The sequence below is a fragment of the Bacillus sp. z33 genome, from assembly GCF_058313615.1.
Window position 1 is genome coordinate 41,749 of record NZ_JBZFQN010000005.1, and the last position, 20,012, is coordinate 61,760.

The 20,012-nt window shown below is 38.9% G+C and carries 17 protein-coding genes; 12 read left to right on the forward strand and 5 right to left on the reverse strand.

What is annotated here, in order from left to right; translation table 11 throughout:
- Positions 1 to 74 precede the first annotated feature (74 nt).
- A complete protein-coding gene (locus AC4G3L_RS16125; RefSeq protein WP_491078017.1) occupies positions 75 to 371 on the forward strand; it encodes a rhodanese-like domain-containing protein in 297 nt (98 codons plus the stop codon).
- Between the two features lie 267 nt (positions 372 to 638).
- On the opposite strand, the gene AC4G3L_RS16130 is transcribed toward AC4G3L_RS16125, so the two are convergent.
- From AC4G3L_RS16130 to rraA, 3 genes are all read right to left on the reverse strand, one after another.
- Positions 639 to 1,940, reverse strand: coding sequence for a hemolysin family protein (locus AC4G3L_RS16130; RefSeq protein WP_491078018.1), 1,302 nt, complete (start codon positions 1,938 to 1,940; stop codon positions 639 to 641).
- A gap of 297 nt (positions 1,941 to 2,237) precedes the next feature.
- On the reverse strand, positions 2,238 to 2,321 hold the full coding sequence (locus AC4G3L_RS16135) for a putative holin-like toxin (RefSeq protein ID WP_491078047.1): 84 nt from the start codon (positions 2,319 to 2,321) through the stop codon (positions 2,238 to 2,240).
- Between the two features lie 152 nt (positions 2,322 to 2,473).
- Complete coding sequence (gene rraA, locus AC4G3L_RS16140; protein WP_491078019.1) at positions 2,474 to 2,959, reverse strand: ribonuclease E activity regulator RraA; 486 nt, start codon at positions 2,957 to 2,959, stop codon at positions 2,474 to 2,476.
- Positions 2,960 to 3,082: 123 nt separating this feature from the next.
- Between rraA and AC4G3L_RS16145 the strand changes: the two genes are divergently transcribed.
- Both AC4G3L_RS16145 and AC4G3L_RS16150 read left to right on the forward strand, forming a co-directional pair.
- A complete protein-coding gene (locus AC4G3L_RS16145; RefSeq protein WP_491078048.1) occupies positions 3,083 to 4,000 on the forward strand; it encodes a diacylglycerol/lipid kinase family protein in 918 nt (305 codons plus the stop codon).
- 64 nt (positions 4,001 to 4,064) lie between these two features.
- The gene (locus AC4G3L_RS16150) at positions 4,065 to 4,868 is read left to right on the forward strand and encodes an AAC(3) family N-acetyltransferase (protein WP_491078020.1); all 804 of its coding nucleotides are present in this window, start codon (positions 4,065 to 4,067) and stop codon (positions 4,866 to 4,868) included.
- Positions 4,869 to 5,037: 169 nt separating this feature from the next.
- Here the strand turns inward: AC4G3L_RS16150 and AC4G3L_RS16155 are convergent, their stop codons facing one another.
- On the reverse strand, positions 5,038 to 5,649 hold the full coding sequence (locus AC4G3L_RS16155) for a histidine phosphatase family protein (RefSeq protein ID WP_491078021.1): 612 nt from the start codon (positions 5,647 to 5,649) through the stop codon (positions 5,038 to 5,040).
- Positions 5,650 to 5,827: 178 nt separating this feature from the next.
- Between AC4G3L_RS16155 and AC4G3L_RS16160 the strand changes: the two genes are divergently transcribed.
- The 9 genes from AC4G3L_RS16160 to uvsE all read left to right on the forward strand — a co-directional run bounded on the left by AC4G3L_RS16160 (position 5,828) and on the right by uvsE (position 18,864).
- Positions 5,828 to 6,163 (forward strand): metal-sensing transcriptional repressor, encoded by a 336-nt coding sequence (locus AC4G3L_RS16160; protein WP_491078022.1) that lies wholly within the window; start codon positions 5,828 to 5,830, stop codon positions 6,161 to 6,163.
- An 11-nt stretch (positions 6,164 to 6,174) separates the two neighbouring features.
- Complete coding sequence (copZ, locus tag AC4G3L_RS16165; protein ID WP_491078023.1) at positions 6,175 to 6,381, forward strand: copper chaperone CopZ; 207 nt, start codon at positions 6,175 to 6,177, stop codon at positions 6,379 to 6,381.
- Between the two features lie 77 nt (positions 6,382 to 6,458).
- Complete coding sequence (locus AC4G3L_RS16170; RefSeq protein WP_491078024.1) at positions 6,459 to 8,870, forward strand: heavy metal translocating P-type ATPase; 2,412 nt, start codon at positions 6,459 to 6,461, stop codon at positions 8,868 to 8,870.
- Between the two features lie 137 nt (positions 8,871 to 9,007).
- A complete protein-coding gene (locus tag AC4G3L_RS16175; RefSeq protein WP_491078025.1) occupies positions 9,008 to 11,371 on the forward strand; it encodes a penicillin acylase family protein in 2,364 nt (787 codons plus the stop codon).
- A 423-nt stretch (positions 11,372 to 11,794) separates the two neighbouring features.
- Positions 11,795 to 12,562, forward strand: coding sequence for a hypothetical protein (locus tag AC4G3L_RS16180; RefSeq protein WP_491078026.1), 768 nt, complete (start codon positions 11,795 to 11,797; stop codon positions 12,560 to 12,562).
- A 195-nt stretch (positions 12,563 to 12,757) separates the two neighbouring features.
- The gene (locus AC4G3L_RS16185) at positions 12,758 to 13,831 is read left to right on the forward strand and encodes a D-alanine--D-alanine ligase (RefSeq protein WP_491078027.1); all 1,074 of its coding nucleotides are present in this window, start codon (positions 12,758 to 12,760) and stop codon (positions 13,829 to 13,831) included.
- Between the two features lie 219 nt (positions 13,832 to 14,050).
- Positions 14,051 to 15,418, forward strand: a complete 1,368-nt coding sequence (locus tag AC4G3L_RS16190; RefSeq protein WP_491078028.1) for a UDP-N-acetylmuramoyl-tripeptide--D-alanyl-D-alanine ligase — start codon at positions 14,051 to 14,053, stop codon at positions 15,416 to 15,418.
- Between the two features lie 867 nt (positions 15,419 to 16,285).
- Positions 16,286 to 17,776, forward strand: a complete 1,491-nt coding sequence (gene cshA / locus AC4G3L_RS16195; RefSeq protein ID WP_491078029.1) for a degradosome RNA helicase CshA — start codon at positions 16,286 to 16,288, stop codon at positions 17,774 to 17,776.
- A gap of 101 nt (positions 17,777 to 17,877) precedes the next feature.
- Positions 17,878 to 18,864 (forward strand): UV DNA damage repair endonuclease UvsE, encoded by a 987-nt coding sequence (gene uvsE / locus AC4G3L_RS16200; protein ID WP_491078030.1) that lies wholly within the window; start codon positions 17,878 to 17,880, stop codon positions 18,862 to 18,864.
- On the opposite strand, the gene AC4G3L_RS16205 is transcribed toward uvsE, so the two are convergent.
- Complete coding sequence (locus AC4G3L_RS16205) at positions 18,824 to 19,969, reverse strand: AimR family lysis-lysogeny pheromone receptor (RefSeq protein ID WP_491078031.1); 1,146 nt, start codon at positions 19,967 to 19,969, stop codon at positions 18,824 to 18,826. The two genes, uvsE and AC4G3L_RS16205, sit on opposite strands and share 41 nt — an antisense overlap.
- Positions 19,970 to 20,012 lie beyond the last annotated feature (43 nt).

Genomic DNA, 20,012 nt, shown 5'->3' on the forward strand with positions numbered 1-20,012 from the left:
TGGCTTTTTTTATCAAAATTTGTTATACCTATAGGGGTAATATAGAAAAGTACTAAAGGAGGAAAAATCATTCTATGAAAACAATCGAACCACAAGAAGTAGAAGCAAAATTAACTGCCGGACAGTCCTTAAATATTATTGATGTTCGTGAAGTAGATGAAGTTCAAAGCGGGAAAATTCCAACAGCGGTTAATATTCCTTTAGGACTGCTTGAATTTCGCGTGAATGAGTTGGATAAATCCAAAGAATATATTGTAGTTTGCCATGCTGGGGGGAGAAGTGCCAGAGCTGTTCAGTTCCTCGAATCTCAAGGGTATGATGTAACCAATATGAAGGGCGGCATGCTCGAGTGGGATGGGAAAACTGAATAAAGATAGACAAGGACTATAAAAGCTCTCGAACGATTTACTAATAAAGATGTCTGATAGGGTTTGGGGTTGTAGTTATCAGTCTCCTATGTGAGAAACAGTAATCAATCCAATAAGCGATAGATATTACCTCCATTGAGTAACTCCTCGGATTTTGGATCCATACCTAGATGATCAGCGAGTGCTTTTAACGAGTATTTCTTTATGGGAAGCTAACAGAAAAAAGCATGCTACTTCACAGTGCGCATGCTTTTTTTTCGTCTGTTACTCTTATGCTTTCGGTGCCTTTTTTACTTCGATATATAATAAATGATGATCTTCCGCATCCTCTACGGTAAAGATGAAGCCATCTTCTTCTAAAGAATCTCCAATGGCAGCGTCGATTTTATGAGTTAAAAACCATCCGCCTAATGTATCGACATCCGGATAGTCCATTTGTATTCCAAGCAGGTCCTCAATCTCAGATAATAGCATTTTTGCATCCAGAATATAATGATAATCACCTATTTTACGAATCTCTGGAAGCTCGTCTGTATCGAATTCATCTCGGATTTCTCCAACAATTTCTTCGAGAATATCTTCAACAGTAACAATACCTGAAGTTCCGCCATATTCATCAAGCAGTACGGCTATGTGTATACGTTCCTTCTGCATTTTAACTAGTAAATCATGAATAGGAATTGTTTCAATTACTGTAATAATTGGTTTGATATAATCCCGAATGGGCATATCTGTTTTCAAGCCCCTTCTAAGACTGGCTGTTAACAATTCTTTTACATTTACAAACCCAATAATCGTATCTTTATCCCCATCCGTAACTGGATATCGCGTATATTGTTCATTATTTAAAGATCCAACAATATCTTCTAATATATTATCCTTTTGAAACGCATGGATCTCAGTGCGCGGAACCATAATTTCTCTGGCAATCCGGTCATCAAATTCAAAGATATTGTTCACATATTTAAATTCGGATTGATTGATTTCTCCCTTTTTATAACTGTCAGTAAGAATCATCCGCAATTCTTCTTCAGAATGGGCGATATCTCCTTCGGAAGCCGGTTTTATACCAAATAAACCAGTGATAAAACGAGCGGAATGGTTGAGTGCCCATATTACAGGAAACATCACTTTGTAGAACATAATAAGCGGGCGTGCAAAATTCATTGTAATTGTTTCTGCCTTTTGAATCGCAACAGATTTAGGCGCCAATTCTCCTACTACCACATGTAAAAACGTAATAATTGAAAATGCAATTATAAAAGAAATAACAGATGCCACTGATTCTTGAATGTGTAACTGTTTAAAAAGGGGATCAATGAGATGTTTTACAGTTGGCTCCCCAAGCCACCCAATACCTAATGAGGTAATGGTAATTCCAAGTTGAGTAGCTGATAAATATTCATCTAAATGTGTGACGACCCTCTTAGCTGCTAGTGCTTTCCGATTTCCTTCTGCAACAAGCTGATCTATTCTGGTCGCCCGGACCTTAACAATGGCAAATTCCGATGCAACGAAAAACATCGTACTTACCAATAAAAATAAAAGTAAAACTAGATTAACTATGTTCATCGTCTCCATTCAAGTTCTTTACCCGAACCATGAGTAAAGATTCACCTCCTGATAAAAAAATGGCTATGTGTTTCTCTTCACCGACAGATTAGGGTTTAAACTTTTTTATGATATATGGTTAAAAATTCACATATATACAGGATACTCCTCTAAGTGACTTTGCTCAATCTTTATGATACTCTTTAACTAGAAAAGAATCATGAATGGTGGGCATTCATGATTCTGCAAAAGCCACTCCTTATTGGAGACAGGTCATTAGTATCTTGGACCTCGCTATCTTTCAATAGATAGAGAGGTCTATTTTTTATTATTTATCGTGATTACTGTCAGGATCAAGGTAGCAAAACTGAATGTTACCATAAATGTCTCAAAGATGGACATGGGTCATCACTCCATTTCAGTTAGTTAATGTCTACTTAATGGAAATGACTTTTGCTAGTTTATTATAGCATAGATTTGGAAAAGATAAGAACGTGTGTTCGCTAATGGTACAAATAATGACTTTTGGCTCATCTAAAAAAGCTGGAATACAGTTATCCCAGCCTGGAATGCAAAGGTTTTTCTGAAATAATGACGCCATCATCATCTGCATACACATATTGTCCAGATACCCATTCCGTTCCTCCGAATGAAAGTTTTCCGCCTTTGGCACCTTCTCCTCTTTTTTCGCTCTTCAATGGGCAAGTCCCAATCGCTTTTATCCCGATATCTATACCGGCCAAATCCGCTGAATCGCGGACACACCCGTTAATAATGATTCCATTTATGTTTCTTTCAGCTGCAATAGCTGCTAATCTGTCACCTAAGAGTGCGCAATTCAGTGAGCCCCCTCCATCCACCACTAAAACAGTGCCAGCCTCAATTGTTTCCAAGCTTTCCTTTACCAATACATTATCTTCGTATACTTGAACTGTTCGGATCTCTCCATGGAATTCTTTTTTCTTTCCATAAGAATGAAATGGAGTTCTGCATAGTATAAAAAGATCAGGATACTCATCACATAAATCAGCGGTTTTCATTTTCTTTCATCCTTTCAAATATTTACTGTAAATTGATTATATTGAATTATCTGTAAATTATCCATTTATTAGAAGAGAAATGTTTTTGTATATAGACAATATGGGAATAGAAGAAGAATAAGTATTAGGAAGATGAGGAGAAGGAATATGTATAATAATGTACTATTTATTTACAATGGTGCTGCTGGTCAAACGGAGACGGATTTGGCGCTTGGTGCTGTACTTCCTGTCATCAGCACGGAGACGAAAGAACTAAAAGTAGTGCAGACAGAAGAGGCGGGAGAAACTAAAAGGATTTGCCATGAACTTGGGGAAAGGTATGACCTTGTTATTATTCTCGGTGGGGATGGAACGGTTCATGAAGCCATCAATGGTCTTGCTTCTCTGGATAAGAGACCCGTTTTAGCTATATTGCCGGGAGGAACATGCAATGATTTCAGCAGAATGCTCAATATCCCTCAAAATCTAAAAAAAGCGGCAGAGACTATTATGAATGGGTCGTCTATTCCTGTTGATATAGGGAAAGTTAATGACAGCTATTTTCTTAATTTCTGGGGGATTGGATTAATTGCCCATACATCGAATAATATAGATGAAAACCAAAAAAGATTAATGGGTAAAATGAGTTACATTATTAGCGCGTTACGGACTGTAAAAGAAGCAGAGTCTTTTCATTTTAAAATGACAACTGATCAGGGACAGTATCAAGATGAAGCAGTCATGATATTAGTACTGAACGGTAAATATATTGGGACCAGACAAATCCCACTGCCAAACATTCAAATGGATGATGGACTCTTTGATGTTTTAATAGTGAAAGAATCATCGTTTGGTGCATTTCTAGATATATTTTCTTTGGATCCTCCTGGTGAGAGTCCAATGGATTTTGAAGCGAGAATAATACATTTGCAGACTGCATCTTTGTCGATTGAAACGGATGAAGTGTTGGCTGCGGATACAGATGGTGAGATTTATATGGAAACTCCGGCAACCATGGAAATTTTGAAACATCATATACACATGATAACAGGGGAAATATAGAGTTAGGTTACAAAACTTCCTTTTCCATTTAAAATGATAGAAAAGAAGAATTGGAAGTGAGTCTATGTCTAAGTTGATTGAGAATACCCCATTTCCCCGTACGCGTGAGCTACTCCGTACAGATATGCGCAATTTAGGATTAAAGCGAGGTATGACAGTCCTTGTTCATTCCTCGCTTTCGTCAGTTGGTTGGATTAATGGTGGGCCAGTATCCATTATTCAGGCATTAATGGATACAGTTACAGCTGAAGGGACCCTTATCATGCCGGCTCAATCAGCTGATTTATCGGACCCGGCGGAATGGTTAAACCCACCAATCCCCTGGGAATGGTGGGAAACAGTGAGAAATACAATGCCAGCTTATGAGCCTGAGATTACGCCAACTTATGGAATGGGGAAAATAGCTGAATTGTTTCGCACCTATCCGGGTGTGTTAAGGAGTGATCATCCAAATGTTTCGTTCACAGGATGGGGGAAACAGAGCAAGGATATCCTGGCCAAGCACACTATAGAAAATGGCCTTGGGGAAGGGTCTCCATTAAGAAAACTGTATGATTCAGATGCCCATGTCCTATTTATCGGAACCAGCTACGAAACGAATACTTGCTTTCATTTAGCTGAATATCGTTCCGGTACACGAGAAGTAATCCAAAAAGGTGCACCTATCCTTGTAGAAGGAGAGCGGAAATGGGTGGAGTACACAGATATTGATTATGATGATACTGAATTTGAAACAATAGGGATTGCATTCGAACAGCAGTGCTCCGTTAAGAAAGGTAAAATTGGCAGTGCTGATTCCAAGTTGTTTTCTTTGCGTGAGGCAGTGGATTATGCGGAAGAATTTTTTAAGAATGAAGAGAAGTTTTAATTCTGTAGTTGGGTCATTCTAGAAAAGTCTCTCTGCCTTAAGGGGATTTGGTTGATAAGTTTTTCCCTGTATCTTTTGTATCATATAGATTACGGGACAATACATAAAAGAGAGATAAACAAATTAAAGGCTTACCTCCAATTAATTGAAGGAAAGCCTTTAAGCTTATTTATACTTCTACATGCTGCATGTCATTTTCGTATAGGAGTTCCATTTCCCCTTCACGAATTTCGATCTTCGTTAAACTTGTGTTACCTGGAGGAGTCGCTTTAAAGACATCTGATAATGGAGTATCTTTAATATACGTAAGCAGAACTCGCAGGAAGATGGAATGAGTCACAATCAGAATCGTACCGGAAGGATTATCAGTTATAATCCGTTCAAATACGGCTACGGCTCTTTTTTTGAGCTGCTCGAATGTTTCGCCTGTCTCCGTTTCAAATAAATGCGGGGTTTCCCAAAAGATTTTAAATTCCTCTGGATATTCCGCCTCTATTTCATCCCTGATACGACCATCCCAATCACCAAAATGCATCTCCCGTAAATCATCTTCCTGAATAAGGCTGATCTCACGTTCTCCAATAATATATTGAGCTGTTTCGTAAGCACGTTTGGAAGTGCTGCTGTACACTTTATCAAGCTTTACATCTGCAAGCCTACTCCCTAGGGCCTTTGCATCATTTATGCCTTTTTCGGTCAGTTCGCCATTTCCCCAGCCTTGCATGATGCGATTTACATTCCATTCTGTAAGTCCATGTCTAGTTAAATAGATTGTAAGCAACGTACATGTCTCCTTTGTCATTAGTGAATAATCATAAGTATAACGCAAGGAAGGCTGGATGTGAAAATACCGGGTTCTCAGTCAGGTTTTATATCCTTTTTTAGAAGAATGAAATGTTGAGGAAGATACGATAGGGGGGTATAGTATAATTAACAGTGTGAGCAGAAGGGAGGTCATTATGAACGATAGAGAGTTAATTGAAGATATGAGCAGCCATTGCCACACCGATCACGAACGAAAAAGCCATCATTCTGAAAAAGTGAAGAGAAATTTAATCACTCGTTTAAATCGGGTGGAGGGGCAAATCAGAGGAATTAAAGCAATGATTGAAAAAGATATATATTGTGATGATATTATTACTCAAATCGCCGCTACACAATCAGCGTTGAATGCTGTTGGGAAGCTGATGCTCGAAGGCCATTTGAAATCATGTGTAGCAGAACGGATTCAGCAAGGTGATATGGAAGTCCTAGATGAGGTATTGATTACCATACAAAAATTAATGAAAAAATAGGAGGAATTAAAATGGAAACAACAATCTTAGATGTAAAAGGGATGTCATGCGGACATTGTGTTAAAGCAGTGGAAGGCAGTGTTGGTGATTTAAGTGGAGTTACATCCGTAACCGTTACATTGGAGACGGGGAAGGTTGAAGTCCAATATGATCCAGCCATGATTAGTCTGGAGACTATTAAGGAAACCATTGATGACCAAGGATATGAAGTCGATTAAGATTATTGATGTTTTAGACTAAGCTGTTCATCATTTGGGGTTTATCAGGGGGCAGCTAACAAGAAGGTGGTGAAATCATGAAGCAAATTCAATTTCAGATTACTGGAATGAGCTGTGCAGCCTGTTCAGCGAGGATTGAAAAGGTGCTGGGAAAAATGGAAGGTGTTCAAGAGGCAAATGTGAACTTAGCCACCGAAACGTCAATCATCAACTATGATCCTGCTCTTGTATCAGCGAAGGATTTGAAAGAAAAAATAGAAAAGATTGGATATGGCGTTGTGACGAAAAAATCTGAATTGGTGATTACCGGAATGACCTGTGCGGCCTGCTCAGCCAGGATAGAAAAGGTGCTGAATAAGACGGAGGGTGTCCTTGACGCTACTATAAATCTTGCTGTGGAATCAGGAACAATCGTATATAGCGTGGGAGATCTATCCGAAAGAGAGCTAATCGCCAAAATAGAAAAGCTTGGATATGGAGCTACGCCGAAGAACCAACAGTCAAAAGAAGGTGACGATTCAAGAAAGTCGGCTATTAAGAGACAGCAGTTTAAGTTTATAGCGGCTGCAGTTCTTTCTTTGCCATTATTGTGGACGATGGTAGCTCATTTTTCCTTTACCTCCTGGATGTATGTGCCAGATATATTACTGAATCCTTGGGTACAGCTGGCTTTGGCAACACCAGTCCAATTTATTATTGGCTGGCAATTTTATAAAGGTGCCTATAAAGCCTTGCGAAATGGCAGTGCCAACATGGATGTATTAGTGGTGCTTGGTACGTCGTCAGCTTATTTTTATAGTCTATATGAATCGATTGTAAAGAGTGGAAGCCATCATGGGGAGATGCCACATCTTTATTTTGAAACAAGTGCCATTTTAATTACGTTAATTTTGCTGGGTAAATTATTTGAAGCCAAGGCAAAAGGCCGCTCTTCAGATGCGATTAAAAAGCTGATGGGCTTGCAGCCTAAGACAGCGACCGTAATACGGAATCAAAAAGAAATAAAGATCCCTCTTTCTGATGTGGTAAAAGGGGACATAATCTATGTGAAACCAGGGGAACGGATTCCTGTAGACGGGCAAGTAATAGAAGGAAGGTCTGCTGTAGATGAATCGATGTTAACTGGCGAAAGTGTCCCTAAAGATAAAAATAGGGACGATAACGTATTCGGAGCCACTATTAATAAAAATGGTGCATTAAAGATAGAGGCCCTTAAAGTCGGCAAAGATACAGCTCTCTCCCAAATTATTAAAGTGGTTGAACAGGCGCAGGGCTCAAAGGCGCCGATTCAGCGATTGGCTGATAAAATATCAGGTGTCTTTGTCCCAATTGTCGTAGGCATCGCCATTTTAACATTTTTGGCATGGTATTTTATCGTGGACTACGGAAATTTCACAAGGGCATTGGAAAATATGATTTCTGTCCTCGTTATAGCCTGTCCCTGTGCATTAGGCTTGGCTACCCCAACATCTATCATGGCCGGGTCTGGGCGGGCGGCTGAGTACGGTATTCTATTTAAAGGCGGGGAGCACTTAGAGACTGCTCACCAGATTGATACCGTTATATTGGATAAGACCGGTACGATTACAAATGGTAAGCCAGTTTTAACAGATATTGAATCAATTGGTGAATGGGACCGAGAACAACTGTTAAAACTAGTTGCGGCAGCAGAGAAACCTTCTGAACATCCACTTGCCCAGGCAATTGTGGAAGCGGCTGCTGAAAGAGATTATGAACTTGCGGAAGCAACCGATTTCAAGAGCAATCCGGGTTTTGGAATATATGCATCTGTTGGGGAAAATCAAGTCTTGGTTGGAACAAGAAAATGGATGATGAACAATCAACTGGATATTACTCCTATTACAACAATCATGGAGGAACTTGAGGAAAAAGGGAAAACGGCGATGATTGTTGCTGTTGATGGGACTATCGCTGGAATCATTGCTGTAGCGGATACCATTAAAGAGTCTTCTCGGCAAGCCGTCCAACGCCTCAAAGATATGGACATTGATGTTTGGATGATCACAGGCGATAATCAGAAAACCGCACAGGCTATCGCAAAGCAGGCCGGTATAAAAAATGTGATTGCTGAAGTCCTTCCTGAAGGCAAGGCAAATGAGGTTAAAAGGATTCAATCTGAAGGAAGAAAAGTGGCTATGGTTGGCGACGGCATTAATGACGCTCCTGCTCTTGCGTTGGCTGATACAGGTATTGCCATCGGAACTGGTACAGATATTGCGATGGAAGCTGCAGATATTACCCTGATGAAGGGTGATTTAAATGGGATTGCTGATGCACTTTATGTAAGCAAACAGACGATGCGTAATATTAAACAAAATCTATTTTGGGCTTTTGGCTATAATACTCTGGGAATCCCAGTTGCGTTTATGGGGCTTCTCGCACCTTGGCTCGCAGGTGGTGCCATGGCATTCAGTTCAGTGAGTGTCGTATTAAATGCCTTGCGTCTTCAACGAATTAAACTGAAGTAAATATCATAAGTAAGCTGACATATATATGTCGGCTTTTTTGATTTTTATCGAAGGATAGAAGGGCCTGTGATGGTCAAAAAGAAATAAAGGAAACTCTCAACTTTTATAGAATGTAAGGTGTATGGGGGTGGGATATAATGGAAATTGAGGTGCCGAGAAAACCGATGTCAAAAGGAAAGAAAATTAGTTTATGGGTGATTGCAATACTTGCTGCCATCCTTATGGTTGGATCGATTGGAGTAGTATATTTTGTGAAACGTCCTTTGCCGCAAATAGAGGGAGAGGTTGGGGTGCAAGGATTACAAAATAAAGTGGACGTTTTGCGTGATCAAGAAGGAGTCCCTCATATAAAGGCCAGTAATACACAGGATTTATTTTTCGCTCAAGGGTATGTCCAAGCGCAGGATAGGTTGTTTCAAATGGATTTGTCTAGAAGGCAGGCGTCCGGTCAGTTAAGTGAAGTGATTGGAGAGTCAACACTTGAGAATGATAAATATTTTCGTACATTGGGCCTGAGGAGAGCTGCTGAAGTTTCTTATCCGGCTTATTCAGAGGAGGCTAAAGAAATACTGCAATCATTCGCCGATGGTGTAAACGCCTACATGAATGAAAGGAAGGGGAATGGAAAATGGCCCGTCGAATTTACCTTTCTTGGATATGAACCGGAGAAATGGACACCTATTGATTCGCTGACAATCGGAAAGTATATGGCTTTTGATTTAGGAGGCAATTGGAACAGTCAGGCTTTTCGCCACTATTTGCTGCAAAATTTCCCGAAAGAAAAGGCGTATGAATTATTCCCTGATTATCCTGTAGGAGCTCCGGTAAATATATCAAAGGATGAACTCGACATAGAGGGCAGTTTATCTGCTTCAGTGGTCCCAAATGAGTTTAATGGAAGCAATAATTGGGTTGTATCAGGAGAGAAAACCAAAACCGGCGCGCCTTTATTGGCCAATGACCCTCATTTATCGCTGGCTACTCCTTCTGTTTGGTATCAAACCCATTTGGAAGGTCCCGGCTATAACGTAAGCGGGGTCATCTTTGCGGGCATTCCGGGTATTATCCTTGGTCATAACCAAGATATTGCATGGGGAGTTACAAATGTAGGTCCAGATGTACAAGATTTGTATATTGAGAAAAGAAATCCTGGACAGGAAGACGAATTTCTCTATAAGGAAAAATGGGAAAAGGCAGATGTTATTCATGAGGATATAAAAATTAAAGGACAGAAGACGGAGGATTATAAAATTACCATTACCCGCCATGGTCCTATTATCTCAGAGTTTCTGAAAAATACCGGCAAGGAACATGTCTTGTCTTTAAAGTGGACCGCCTTGCAGCCTTCAAACGAGTTAGAAGCAGTGCTTAATATGGGAAAATCAAAAAATTGGACCGAATTTGAAAAGGCACTGGAGGATTTTGAAACGCCGGCACAAAATTTTGTGTTTGCTTCAAAGGATGGAACCATTGCTTATAAGGCTAATGGGAAGATACCTATACGTAAAGAAGGACAGGATGCACTTTTGCCCAAAGAAGGCTGGACGGGGGAAAATGAATGGATTGGATATATTCCGTTTACTGAATTACCACGTACCATTAATCCTGAAAAAGGGTATATATCAACGGCAAACAATAAGGTAACGAATGATAGTTATCCTTATCATATAAGTCATGATTGGGCACAGCCCTATCGCCAAATGAGGATTAATGATGTTCTTTCAAGTGAACATGATTTAACAAGTGAAGGTATGAAAGATTTGCAAATGGATCAACTGAACCTGCAGGCAGAAGAATTTTTACCGAAATTTTTAGAAGAGATATCAGAGTCTGGCGAAAATGAGGCTATTGAGATCCTGCAGGAGTGGAATTATATCGATGACAAAGACATGGCTGCTCCATTGATATTTCAATTGTGGATGACGGAAATTTCAAATACCCTGTTTGATGAGGAAATATCTGAAGAAATGCTCCCCCTTTTTAGAGGAAGGAAGCAGGCGGTTGATCAGCTTCTTCGGAAAGCGCTGAAGGGTGAACAAAGTATATGGGTGGATGAAAAGGGCGGAATAAAAAAGGTACTGGAAAGCAGTTTAGCAAAAGCCGTGGTAACTGGAAAGGAACTCCAAGGTGGGATTCTTTCTATATGGACTTGGGGAGATTACCATCAAATTCAATTTAAGCATCCCTTATCCAGCGTTAGCCCCCTTCAATATATATTTAATTATGAAAAGGCTAGGGGGAGCGGGGGGAGCTCGGTTACTGTCCGGGCAGCCGGGTATAATAATCTTGGTGAAATTAATCATGGCGGATCCTGGAGATTCGTTGCAGAACTCTCTGATTTATCAAAGGCAGATCATTTAGTTGGACCCGGACAGTCCGGCCATTTAAGCAGCAAGTGGTATCAAAACCAAATGGAAGATTGGGTTACTGGAACTTATCATACGACGAAATTAAATGAACAGGTCGGTTCCCTCCTGAAGTTAACCCCGAAGAGGAAATGATTTGTATCTCCTCGGAAAGGGAAAAGAATAAAAAATAGTCAAGGCGAAAATTTAGTATTGTAGTACTAAAAGTCATATAATTTAGTATGCAAAGCTTATCGAATTATTTGAATTTTTAAAGCTAAAGTCTTATATAAAATTCTACTTCAATTTAAACAACAATATATAAATAAGATTGGGGCATACTTATCTTTTTCTATTTGACAGATTGAAGGATTACCAATGTTACAACAACTTTACAATATAATTTTTTTACGTTTTTTTGAATCTTTTTTGATAATACATCGTCTAGAATAAGAGAGAAACAGTTCGCACCTATAGTTTAAAAATGGAATGGGTAATAAGATAGAGGGTTGACTCAGGAAAAGTAGTCTAATCGCAACCAAACATCTTATTGATGAACACATGCCGGAGGGGTTTGTATTGAAACAGGGTAAAAGAGACTTTATATATCTTCATAAACAGGAAACTGAGCATTTTGTAGCTTCATTTGGCATAGACTTTTTCAGCTTTATGCAATCTTTGAAAGAGCCGCCGCAAAATGTTTTATTATTGGACCATCCGTTTATGGATGTTGAATACGATATGCATACACAGTTTAATTATGTTTCTTTCCCCTTTTACAAAAAATATTATAAAGAAAATGGAAAGGAATACGGACATATAAACTGGATTGATTTTGAGGATATTGAGGGACTGGAAGAATTGGCTCCATGGGAAATAGCTGAAATATTGTTTATCAGACATACATTTAACCATCTAAGATCCCCATTTTATCAAAAATTAAATAATCGGTTTGTGTATTTAACATTGGAAGATGGTTTTTATAATAAAATTTATTACCGGTATTGGAATGACTTTTACCAGTTGATTGCTAAACTGATTCCTGAGCATGTGGAAACAAATAGACCGGACAGACTATGGCTTGGCGGCAAGAAAAGACCCGAAAATCCAGTTATTCCATTAGATATTCTTAAACAGTTATCCCCTTTGTTTAATGAGGGAGCGCTTATCAGCTTTCATAAATCTATTCAAACAAGACAGAGTATTGAGATTCCGATCTGGGCTGTCGGTGATTATCGCCATGAAGATGAATTAAAAGATGAATTAAGGTTGATTTATCAAAAGAGGCAAACAGTCAATTTGGTTTATCAGAAGAAAATGAAGGAATGGGTTATAGAAGAAAAATAAACCTCCTGTAAGATTAAGGGAGGTTTTCCTGTTTATTAAACAGATATAACAGTTCACAAATTGTATCCAAAAATGCATATAATAAGATGAATGTTTGATTTGCCTATTAAGGTAAATTAGATCGCATATTAATTTAATGTTCTGAAAAGGAAATGATACAATAAGGTATGTATCAACTAACGGAGGGTAAATAACATGAAAATCAAACTGGGATTATTATATGGCGGTAAATCTGCTGAACATAAAGTATCCATGCAAACTGCTTTAGCGGTAATCAAGGCGTTGGATTCTTCTAAATATGATATACATCCGATTTACATAAATGAAGAAGGTGAATGGATTAAAGGACCGCAATTACAGGGACCGATTGAATCTGTTGAGCAATTGGAATTTGATGGAAGTAATCAGGAGGCTCAGACAACAGGTTTTGCTAGTATTATTGCTAATGGATCCGAGCAGGCATTCGATGTTGTCTTCCCATTATTACATGGTCCAAACGGCGAAGATGGAACGGTACAGGGGCTATTGGAGCTGCTTAACATTCCATACGTAGGAAATGGCGTCCTTGCGTCATCTGCAGGTATGGATAAAGTCATTATGAAAAATATCTTTGCGCAGGCTGGCTTGGAGCAGGTTGGCTATGTTTCCTATTTACGCTCAGAATGGAGCGGTAACGAAGAAAAAGTATGCCAGGAAGTAGAAAATGCAGTGGGATATCCATGTTTTGTTAAACCGGCCAATTTAGGTTCCAGTGTTGGAATTAGCAAATGTGATAATGCTGGGGAACTTCATAAAGCATTTGAAGAGGCATTCCAATTTGACCGTAAAGTAATTGTGGAAGAAGGAGTTACGGCAAGAGAAGTGGAAATTGGCGTAATGGGCAACGATTATCCTGAATGCTCGGTGGCCGGTGAAATTATACCGAAAAAAGACTTCTATGATTATAAAGCGAAATATGAAGACGGAGATACAGCATTAGTGATACCTGCTGAAATATCTAAAGAAGAATATCAAATGCTGCATGACATGGCAATCAAGGCCTATAAAGCATTGGATTGCTCCGGACTTGTAAGAGCAGATTTCTTCTTTACGCATGATGGAAAAGCATATATCAATGAGGTAAATACGATGCCTGGATTTACACCTTTCAGTATGTTCCCATTACTTTGGAACCACACGGGTGTTGAATACCCACAATTAATTGAAAAACTAATCAATCTAGCTATCGAAAGGCATGCTGAAAAGCAAAAAATCAAATATACTATTTAACGCTAATCAATCTATACGGTACGTAATTTGGTTAAACAGGGCACCACACATATCCTTGGGAGAGGCAGCAGCCGGACATCGTTCAGGCCTAACCATATGATATGGTTAGGCCTGGTATATTGCCTTGTAAAGAGGAAACGACAAGGGAGTAACATATCGCCGATTTGTCAGAGTAGTTGTTTCTATTTCAGGGATGATAAAGGGTAATGGAGGATTAATATGATCAAACGCACACTGGCTGAAATTGCAGCTATGGTAGACGGCACTATAAATGAAAGATTTCAAGAAATTCTTGTTTCAGGAGTGACAAATGACACAAGAAAAATCGAAGATGGTAACCTATTTGTCCCTCTTCAAGGTGAACATAGCAATGGACATCATCACGTTGAGGCAGCATTTGAGCAGGGAGCAGCTGCATCATTTTGGGAAACAAATGCACCTAACCCTCCTGAAAACACGGCATTGATATACGTTAAGGATAGTTTAAAAGCATTGCAACAGTTAGCTAAAGCGTATTTGCAAGAGCTGGATACGAAAGTTATCGGGATTACGGGCAGTAATGGTAAAACGACTACTAAAGATATGACTGCGTCCATTATGAAAACAAAATACCGGGTTCATAAAACGAGCGGGAATTACAATAACCATATTGGATTACCTCTTACCATTCTGTCTGCCCCAGAAGATACAGAGATACTGATTCTTGAAATGGGAATGAGCAGTCGCGGAGAAATTTCCCTGCTTTCAAGTATAGGACAACCAGATGCTGCGATTATTACCAACATCGGAGAATCACATCTACTTGACCTTGGTTCCCGTGAAGGAATTGCAGATGCCAAAATGGAGATTGTTGAGGGCTTAAAGAAGAATGGTACACTCATTTACAATGGGGATGAACCACTTCTGGTTAGCAGGGTATCGAAGGATGATTATAAACATATTACATTCGGCAGCAGCATGACAAATGACTATCATCCTATTCAAAGTGAATCAGGTGAGAATGAAATGAGATTTACGATTGATGTAGAGGGTATTCATTCATTTGTATTGCCACTATTAGGCAATCATAATGTACTGAATGCTTTGTCCGCTATAGCAGCTGGTAAAACGATGGGATTGTCATGGGATCAAATTGCAAAAGGGCTTGCCGAAGTGAAGCTTTCAAATATGAGGATGGAAGTGTCAGTGGGAGCGCGAGGCGAAAAAATCATCAATGATGCTTATAATGCCAGTCCGACTTCTGTAAAAGCTGCCATTGAATTGGTGAAAGGCATGACAGGAGCCGACCGGAAGATCCTTGTACTCGGAGATATGCTTGAACTGGGACCGGAAGAAGAGAAATATCACTCAAAAATGGGCGAATTAATCACTGAGGAAATTGATTATGTCTTTACGTATGGAAAATTAGCAGAAAAGATTGCTGAAAGCGCTGCGGGGAACATAGGTAAAGAGCGTGTTTACCACTTCAATGATAAAGATCAATTATCCGCAAAATTAAAAGAGGTTATTGATCAGCATTCCATTGTGTTGGTTAAAGCTTCCAGGGGAATGAAACTAGAGGAAATAGTTCGCAACCTCCAAAATTAGTTTTCCTAATTAGTTTACCGCCTCTCATATATATGGTAGATGTCCTTCATTCTTGCATTGTAGTGAAGAATGAAGGACATCATCTAAATAATCCGACATTGCCTGCATATTTTATCTACAGTTGGGTATATATAAACTATATGTGAATAGAGGTTGAGTGAATAGTTAGAATTTTTCACCTGAAAGGCTGCAGTGATAAGATATTTGCTGTAGCAAGGGATTAGCCGGCCTTTCTTTAACTAATCAATCGATTGATTAATACTGTTGGGATCATTTGACTGTCTACTGCTATAAGATCTGATGAAAAAAAGCAATCAACGTAAGACACCCAGACTTTTAAAAAATTAATTCACAGACGTGCGATACAAAAAGATTTATACTTAAACCTCTATCTGAAATACTCATCAATTCCACTTTATCGCACAAAAAATTACTGTGTTGCGTGTGTCTTTCATACACAGGATCTATATAGATCCTATCTTCGTAATAGAGGGAGGCGGTGTATGAACGCGGATATTTATCTCCTGTTTTAGAAAGATAAAAGGCTTGTTCAATAAGTAAAATAGCTTGAAGAAATTAAAATCAATCCATAGCATAATAGAATATTGCAATCTTGTTCATTTGCAATCTGGCTCAGTATTTGTTAACATAAGTTAAATACATGCGTTTCATGAAAATTTTCCAAATGAATTGGACTTATGAACTCATGCTGCCGGGATACTGACGGCCGCTTTTTTTTATGAGATCGAAACCCTGTGCGACAGGCACGATTAAATGACCCGTAATCCTGTTTTACAGGAATGAAAAATATATTGAAGCAATTGTTAAAAAAACACCGATTTTTGTGAAAAAGGGGTAGAAAAATTAATGACATTATTTAGTGAATTAGGAATTAGCAGCGACACATTAAGAGCAGTAGAGAAAATGGGGTTTGAAGAAGCAACTCCAATCCAATCAGAAACGATTCCATTTGCATTGCAAGGTGGAGATTTAATTGGACAAGCTCAAACTGGTACAGGTAAAACTGCTGCTTTTGGAATTCCGATGATCGAAAAAATCGATATAAACAAAGATGAAATCCAAGGTTTGATTATTGCGCCGACACGTGAACTTGCAATTCAGGTTTCTGAAGAATTGTACAAAATTGGAGCGGGTAATCGTTCTCGAGTTCTTGCAGTATATGGTGGACAGGATATTTCTCGTCAAATCCGTGCATTAAAAAAACGTCCGCATATCATTGTAGGTACACCAGGCAGACTGTTGGATCACATTAACAGAAAAACAATTCGTTTAAACAATGTTCATACAGTCGTACTGGACGAAGCAGATGAAATGTTGAACATGGGATTCATTGAAGATATTGAGTCTATTCTGTCTTCTGTTCCAGACAATCATCAAACATTGTTATTCTCTGCAACAATGCCAGATCCAATCCGTCGCATTGCTGAAAGATTTATGCATGAACCGAAAACGGTACGTGTAAAAGCGAGAGAAATGACAGTTCCAGCCATCAGCCAATATTATGTTCGCGTTCCGGAAAGAGAAAAATTTGAGACATTAACTCGTCTGCTTGATATTCATACGCCGGAATTAGCTATTATATTTGGTCGTACTAAACGTCGGGTTGATGAATTAGCAGAAGCATTAACAGTGCGTGGTTATACAGCTGAAGGTATCCACGGTGACTTGACACAAGCCCGTCGTATGTCAGTCTTACGCAAGTTTAAAGAGGGAACAGTCGATATATTGGTAGCTACTGATGTGGCGGCACGTGGCCTTGATATTTCTGGTGTTACACACGTTTATAACTTCGATATTCCTCAAGATCCTGAGAGTTATGTCCACCGTATTGGACGTACAGGAAGAGCGGGTAAAGAAGGAATGGCTATTACATTCGTAACGCCTCGTGAAATGTCCTATCTTGAAGTGGTAGAACGTACGACTAAAAGAAAAATGGACCGTATGAAAGCTCCGACTGTTACAGATGCTTTGGAAGTACAACAAAAAACAGTTAGAGAAAAATTGTACAATGTTGTTTCTTCGGAAGACATATCAGCGTATCTTCCATTGGCTAAAGAAATGTTGGAAGACCAAAGTGCAGAAGAACTAATTGCTGCCGCTTTGAAATTGTTCATTAGAGATCCTGATGAAAAACCTGTAAATATTTCAGAAGAGAGACCATTGCCGTTCCGTAAAGAAGGTTCTTCTTATAAAGGCGGAAAAGGTGGCGCCAAACGTCCATACAATAGAGGTGGAGACAGAGACAGCCGCGGCGGTGGAGACAGAAAACGCAGCAGCAATCCAAATGGACGCAAAAAGTCCTATTCAAACTCCAAGCCAAAAAACACAAGTAAATAATAAATAATGATAGGGCCAATCCTCACTTAGCGAGGATTGGCCTTTTTTTATTTTACGTGCTTCCTTTGTACATAATAAGAAAAAGGAGGCGAATCGAATTCATGACGTTCGTTCGTTTGGGTTACGTAGCTATGAGTATGGAATTGAAAAATGCATCACCATCAAAAACGATGACCTATTCACAATTCAGCAAGTTGGCAGACAGGGATGCAGCTATAAGAAGATTAGAGGCAATTGCAAAAGCCAACCTGAAAAATTGCCTTCGTTTGCTGATTCATAATGAAGCAAATGGCATCAAATTCTTCCGGTTTTCCTCAAAATTAATACCGCTGGCTAATCATCCGGAGTTAAGAGATTGGAATTATATGCGAAGTATTATAGATGAAACCCGAGCTATTAAAGAATATCTGGAAAAACACCGTGATATGAGAATTGATTTTCACCCGGATCATTATGTTATTTTGAATAGTGATGATAAGAATATCTTAAAGACGTCCATTAAGACATTACGGATGCATTATCAATTACTTATAGCTTTTGGGATTCCGCCAAAACACCGGTGTGTTTTACATATTGGTGGATTATATCAAGATAAGGAACAAGCCTTAGAACAATTCATTAATAATTGGGGTTATGTGCCTGTTGAACTACAGGAAATGATTATACTGGAAAATGATGATACAACATTTGACATCCACGATACCCTCTATCTTTGTGAAAAACTGTCGATACCCATGGTGTTTGATTTACACCATCATAAAATCAATAACCATGGCGATTGGAAAGAGCAGTGGCCAAGAATCGTACAGACTTGGAGCAACTCGACCCTGGCTGTTAAAGTCCATCTTTCATCCCAAAAAGAGGGGAAAAATAAAAAAGCACATGCTGATCATGTGCGTATAGAAGAAGTGATTGAATTAGTAAAAGGAAACAATAGCTTGGCCAGTCAAATTGATTGCATGCTAGAAGCGAAGCACAAAGACTTTGCCGTATTCAAGATGATGGAAGAATTGCAATCGCTGGATGATATCAAAATTTTAAAGGGTGCTACGTTTTCTTATGACCCTCAGATAAGTAAAAGTCGATGAGCTGAGCATAATAGTAATTCCGACTATGTAAGAAAAGTAGTTGAATTTCTCGCATAGTATTAATATCTTTGCTCATTGCTAAATAAAAGTGCTCAAAAAAGGTAAGTGATCCTTTTTCCGAGTATATAGAGTCCAATAGCTGAGTTCCCATGCTTGTCTGACCAATGACCATATTACGATGAGCCTTTTCAGCTATGGATGCTGGTAGAATATCCAATTCCCTTTGCCATATGCTCCTGAAAATATCCATTGAGCAATTAAGAGAGGATTCAAGAAAGGGCCTGCGCTGTGGATGTACATTATTCACTAAGGTCAGACCCTTCATGATCCATTTTTTTGCAATCATAAAGCTATCAAACATATAAGAATGGGCTAAGATGTGACATAAAGATATCTCAAGAGTAGGGAATTGTTTTAATAACTCTGTTCTCTCGCTAAATAATTGACAGGCATTTCGTACATGCTTAGGGTCTGTGTTGCTGCATAAGATTGAAACTAAGTACATTTCCCCAAGCTGTATTTTAAAAATCGTTAACAAATCCTGATCTTTACATAATAAAAGCATGGATTCAACTGCTTTTATTAATTTGTTAAAGGGTTCCTGCAAACGTAATTGGCTAATTCCATACAGATGGGAAATGATCGAAGCTATATTTATTTCCAGGCAGCTGGATGATAGATTAAATGCTCGATCAATCAATTCTATGTCATCTGTTTGGGCTTCTGCCTGGTCGATATAAATGGAAAATACCTTTTTTAACTCATTCTCTTCCGGTTCTGAGGAATCTTCCAATACTATTTGTTTAATCCATTCAATGCATCCCAATCGCAATAAATATTCTAGAATGAATAGTTTATGAACCGTTCCAGATGTACATTTGCCGTAATATGACTTAACTATTTTAAAGGCTTCCTCTTCATTTTTTAATGAATGAGAAGCCATTGCTTGCATGACATAGACTGGGTGAAACTCTTCATATGTCTTAAGGGAAAAGGTTTCTGATAATGTTACCCACTCAGCGATGGTATATGTAAGGCATTCTCGGCCTTTTCCTTTTATGGGAGGAGGAATCAAATATTCTAATTCCTTAAATGCTGAATACATTATCTTCTACCTTCTCTCTACAACATTATCGATACTATACTTT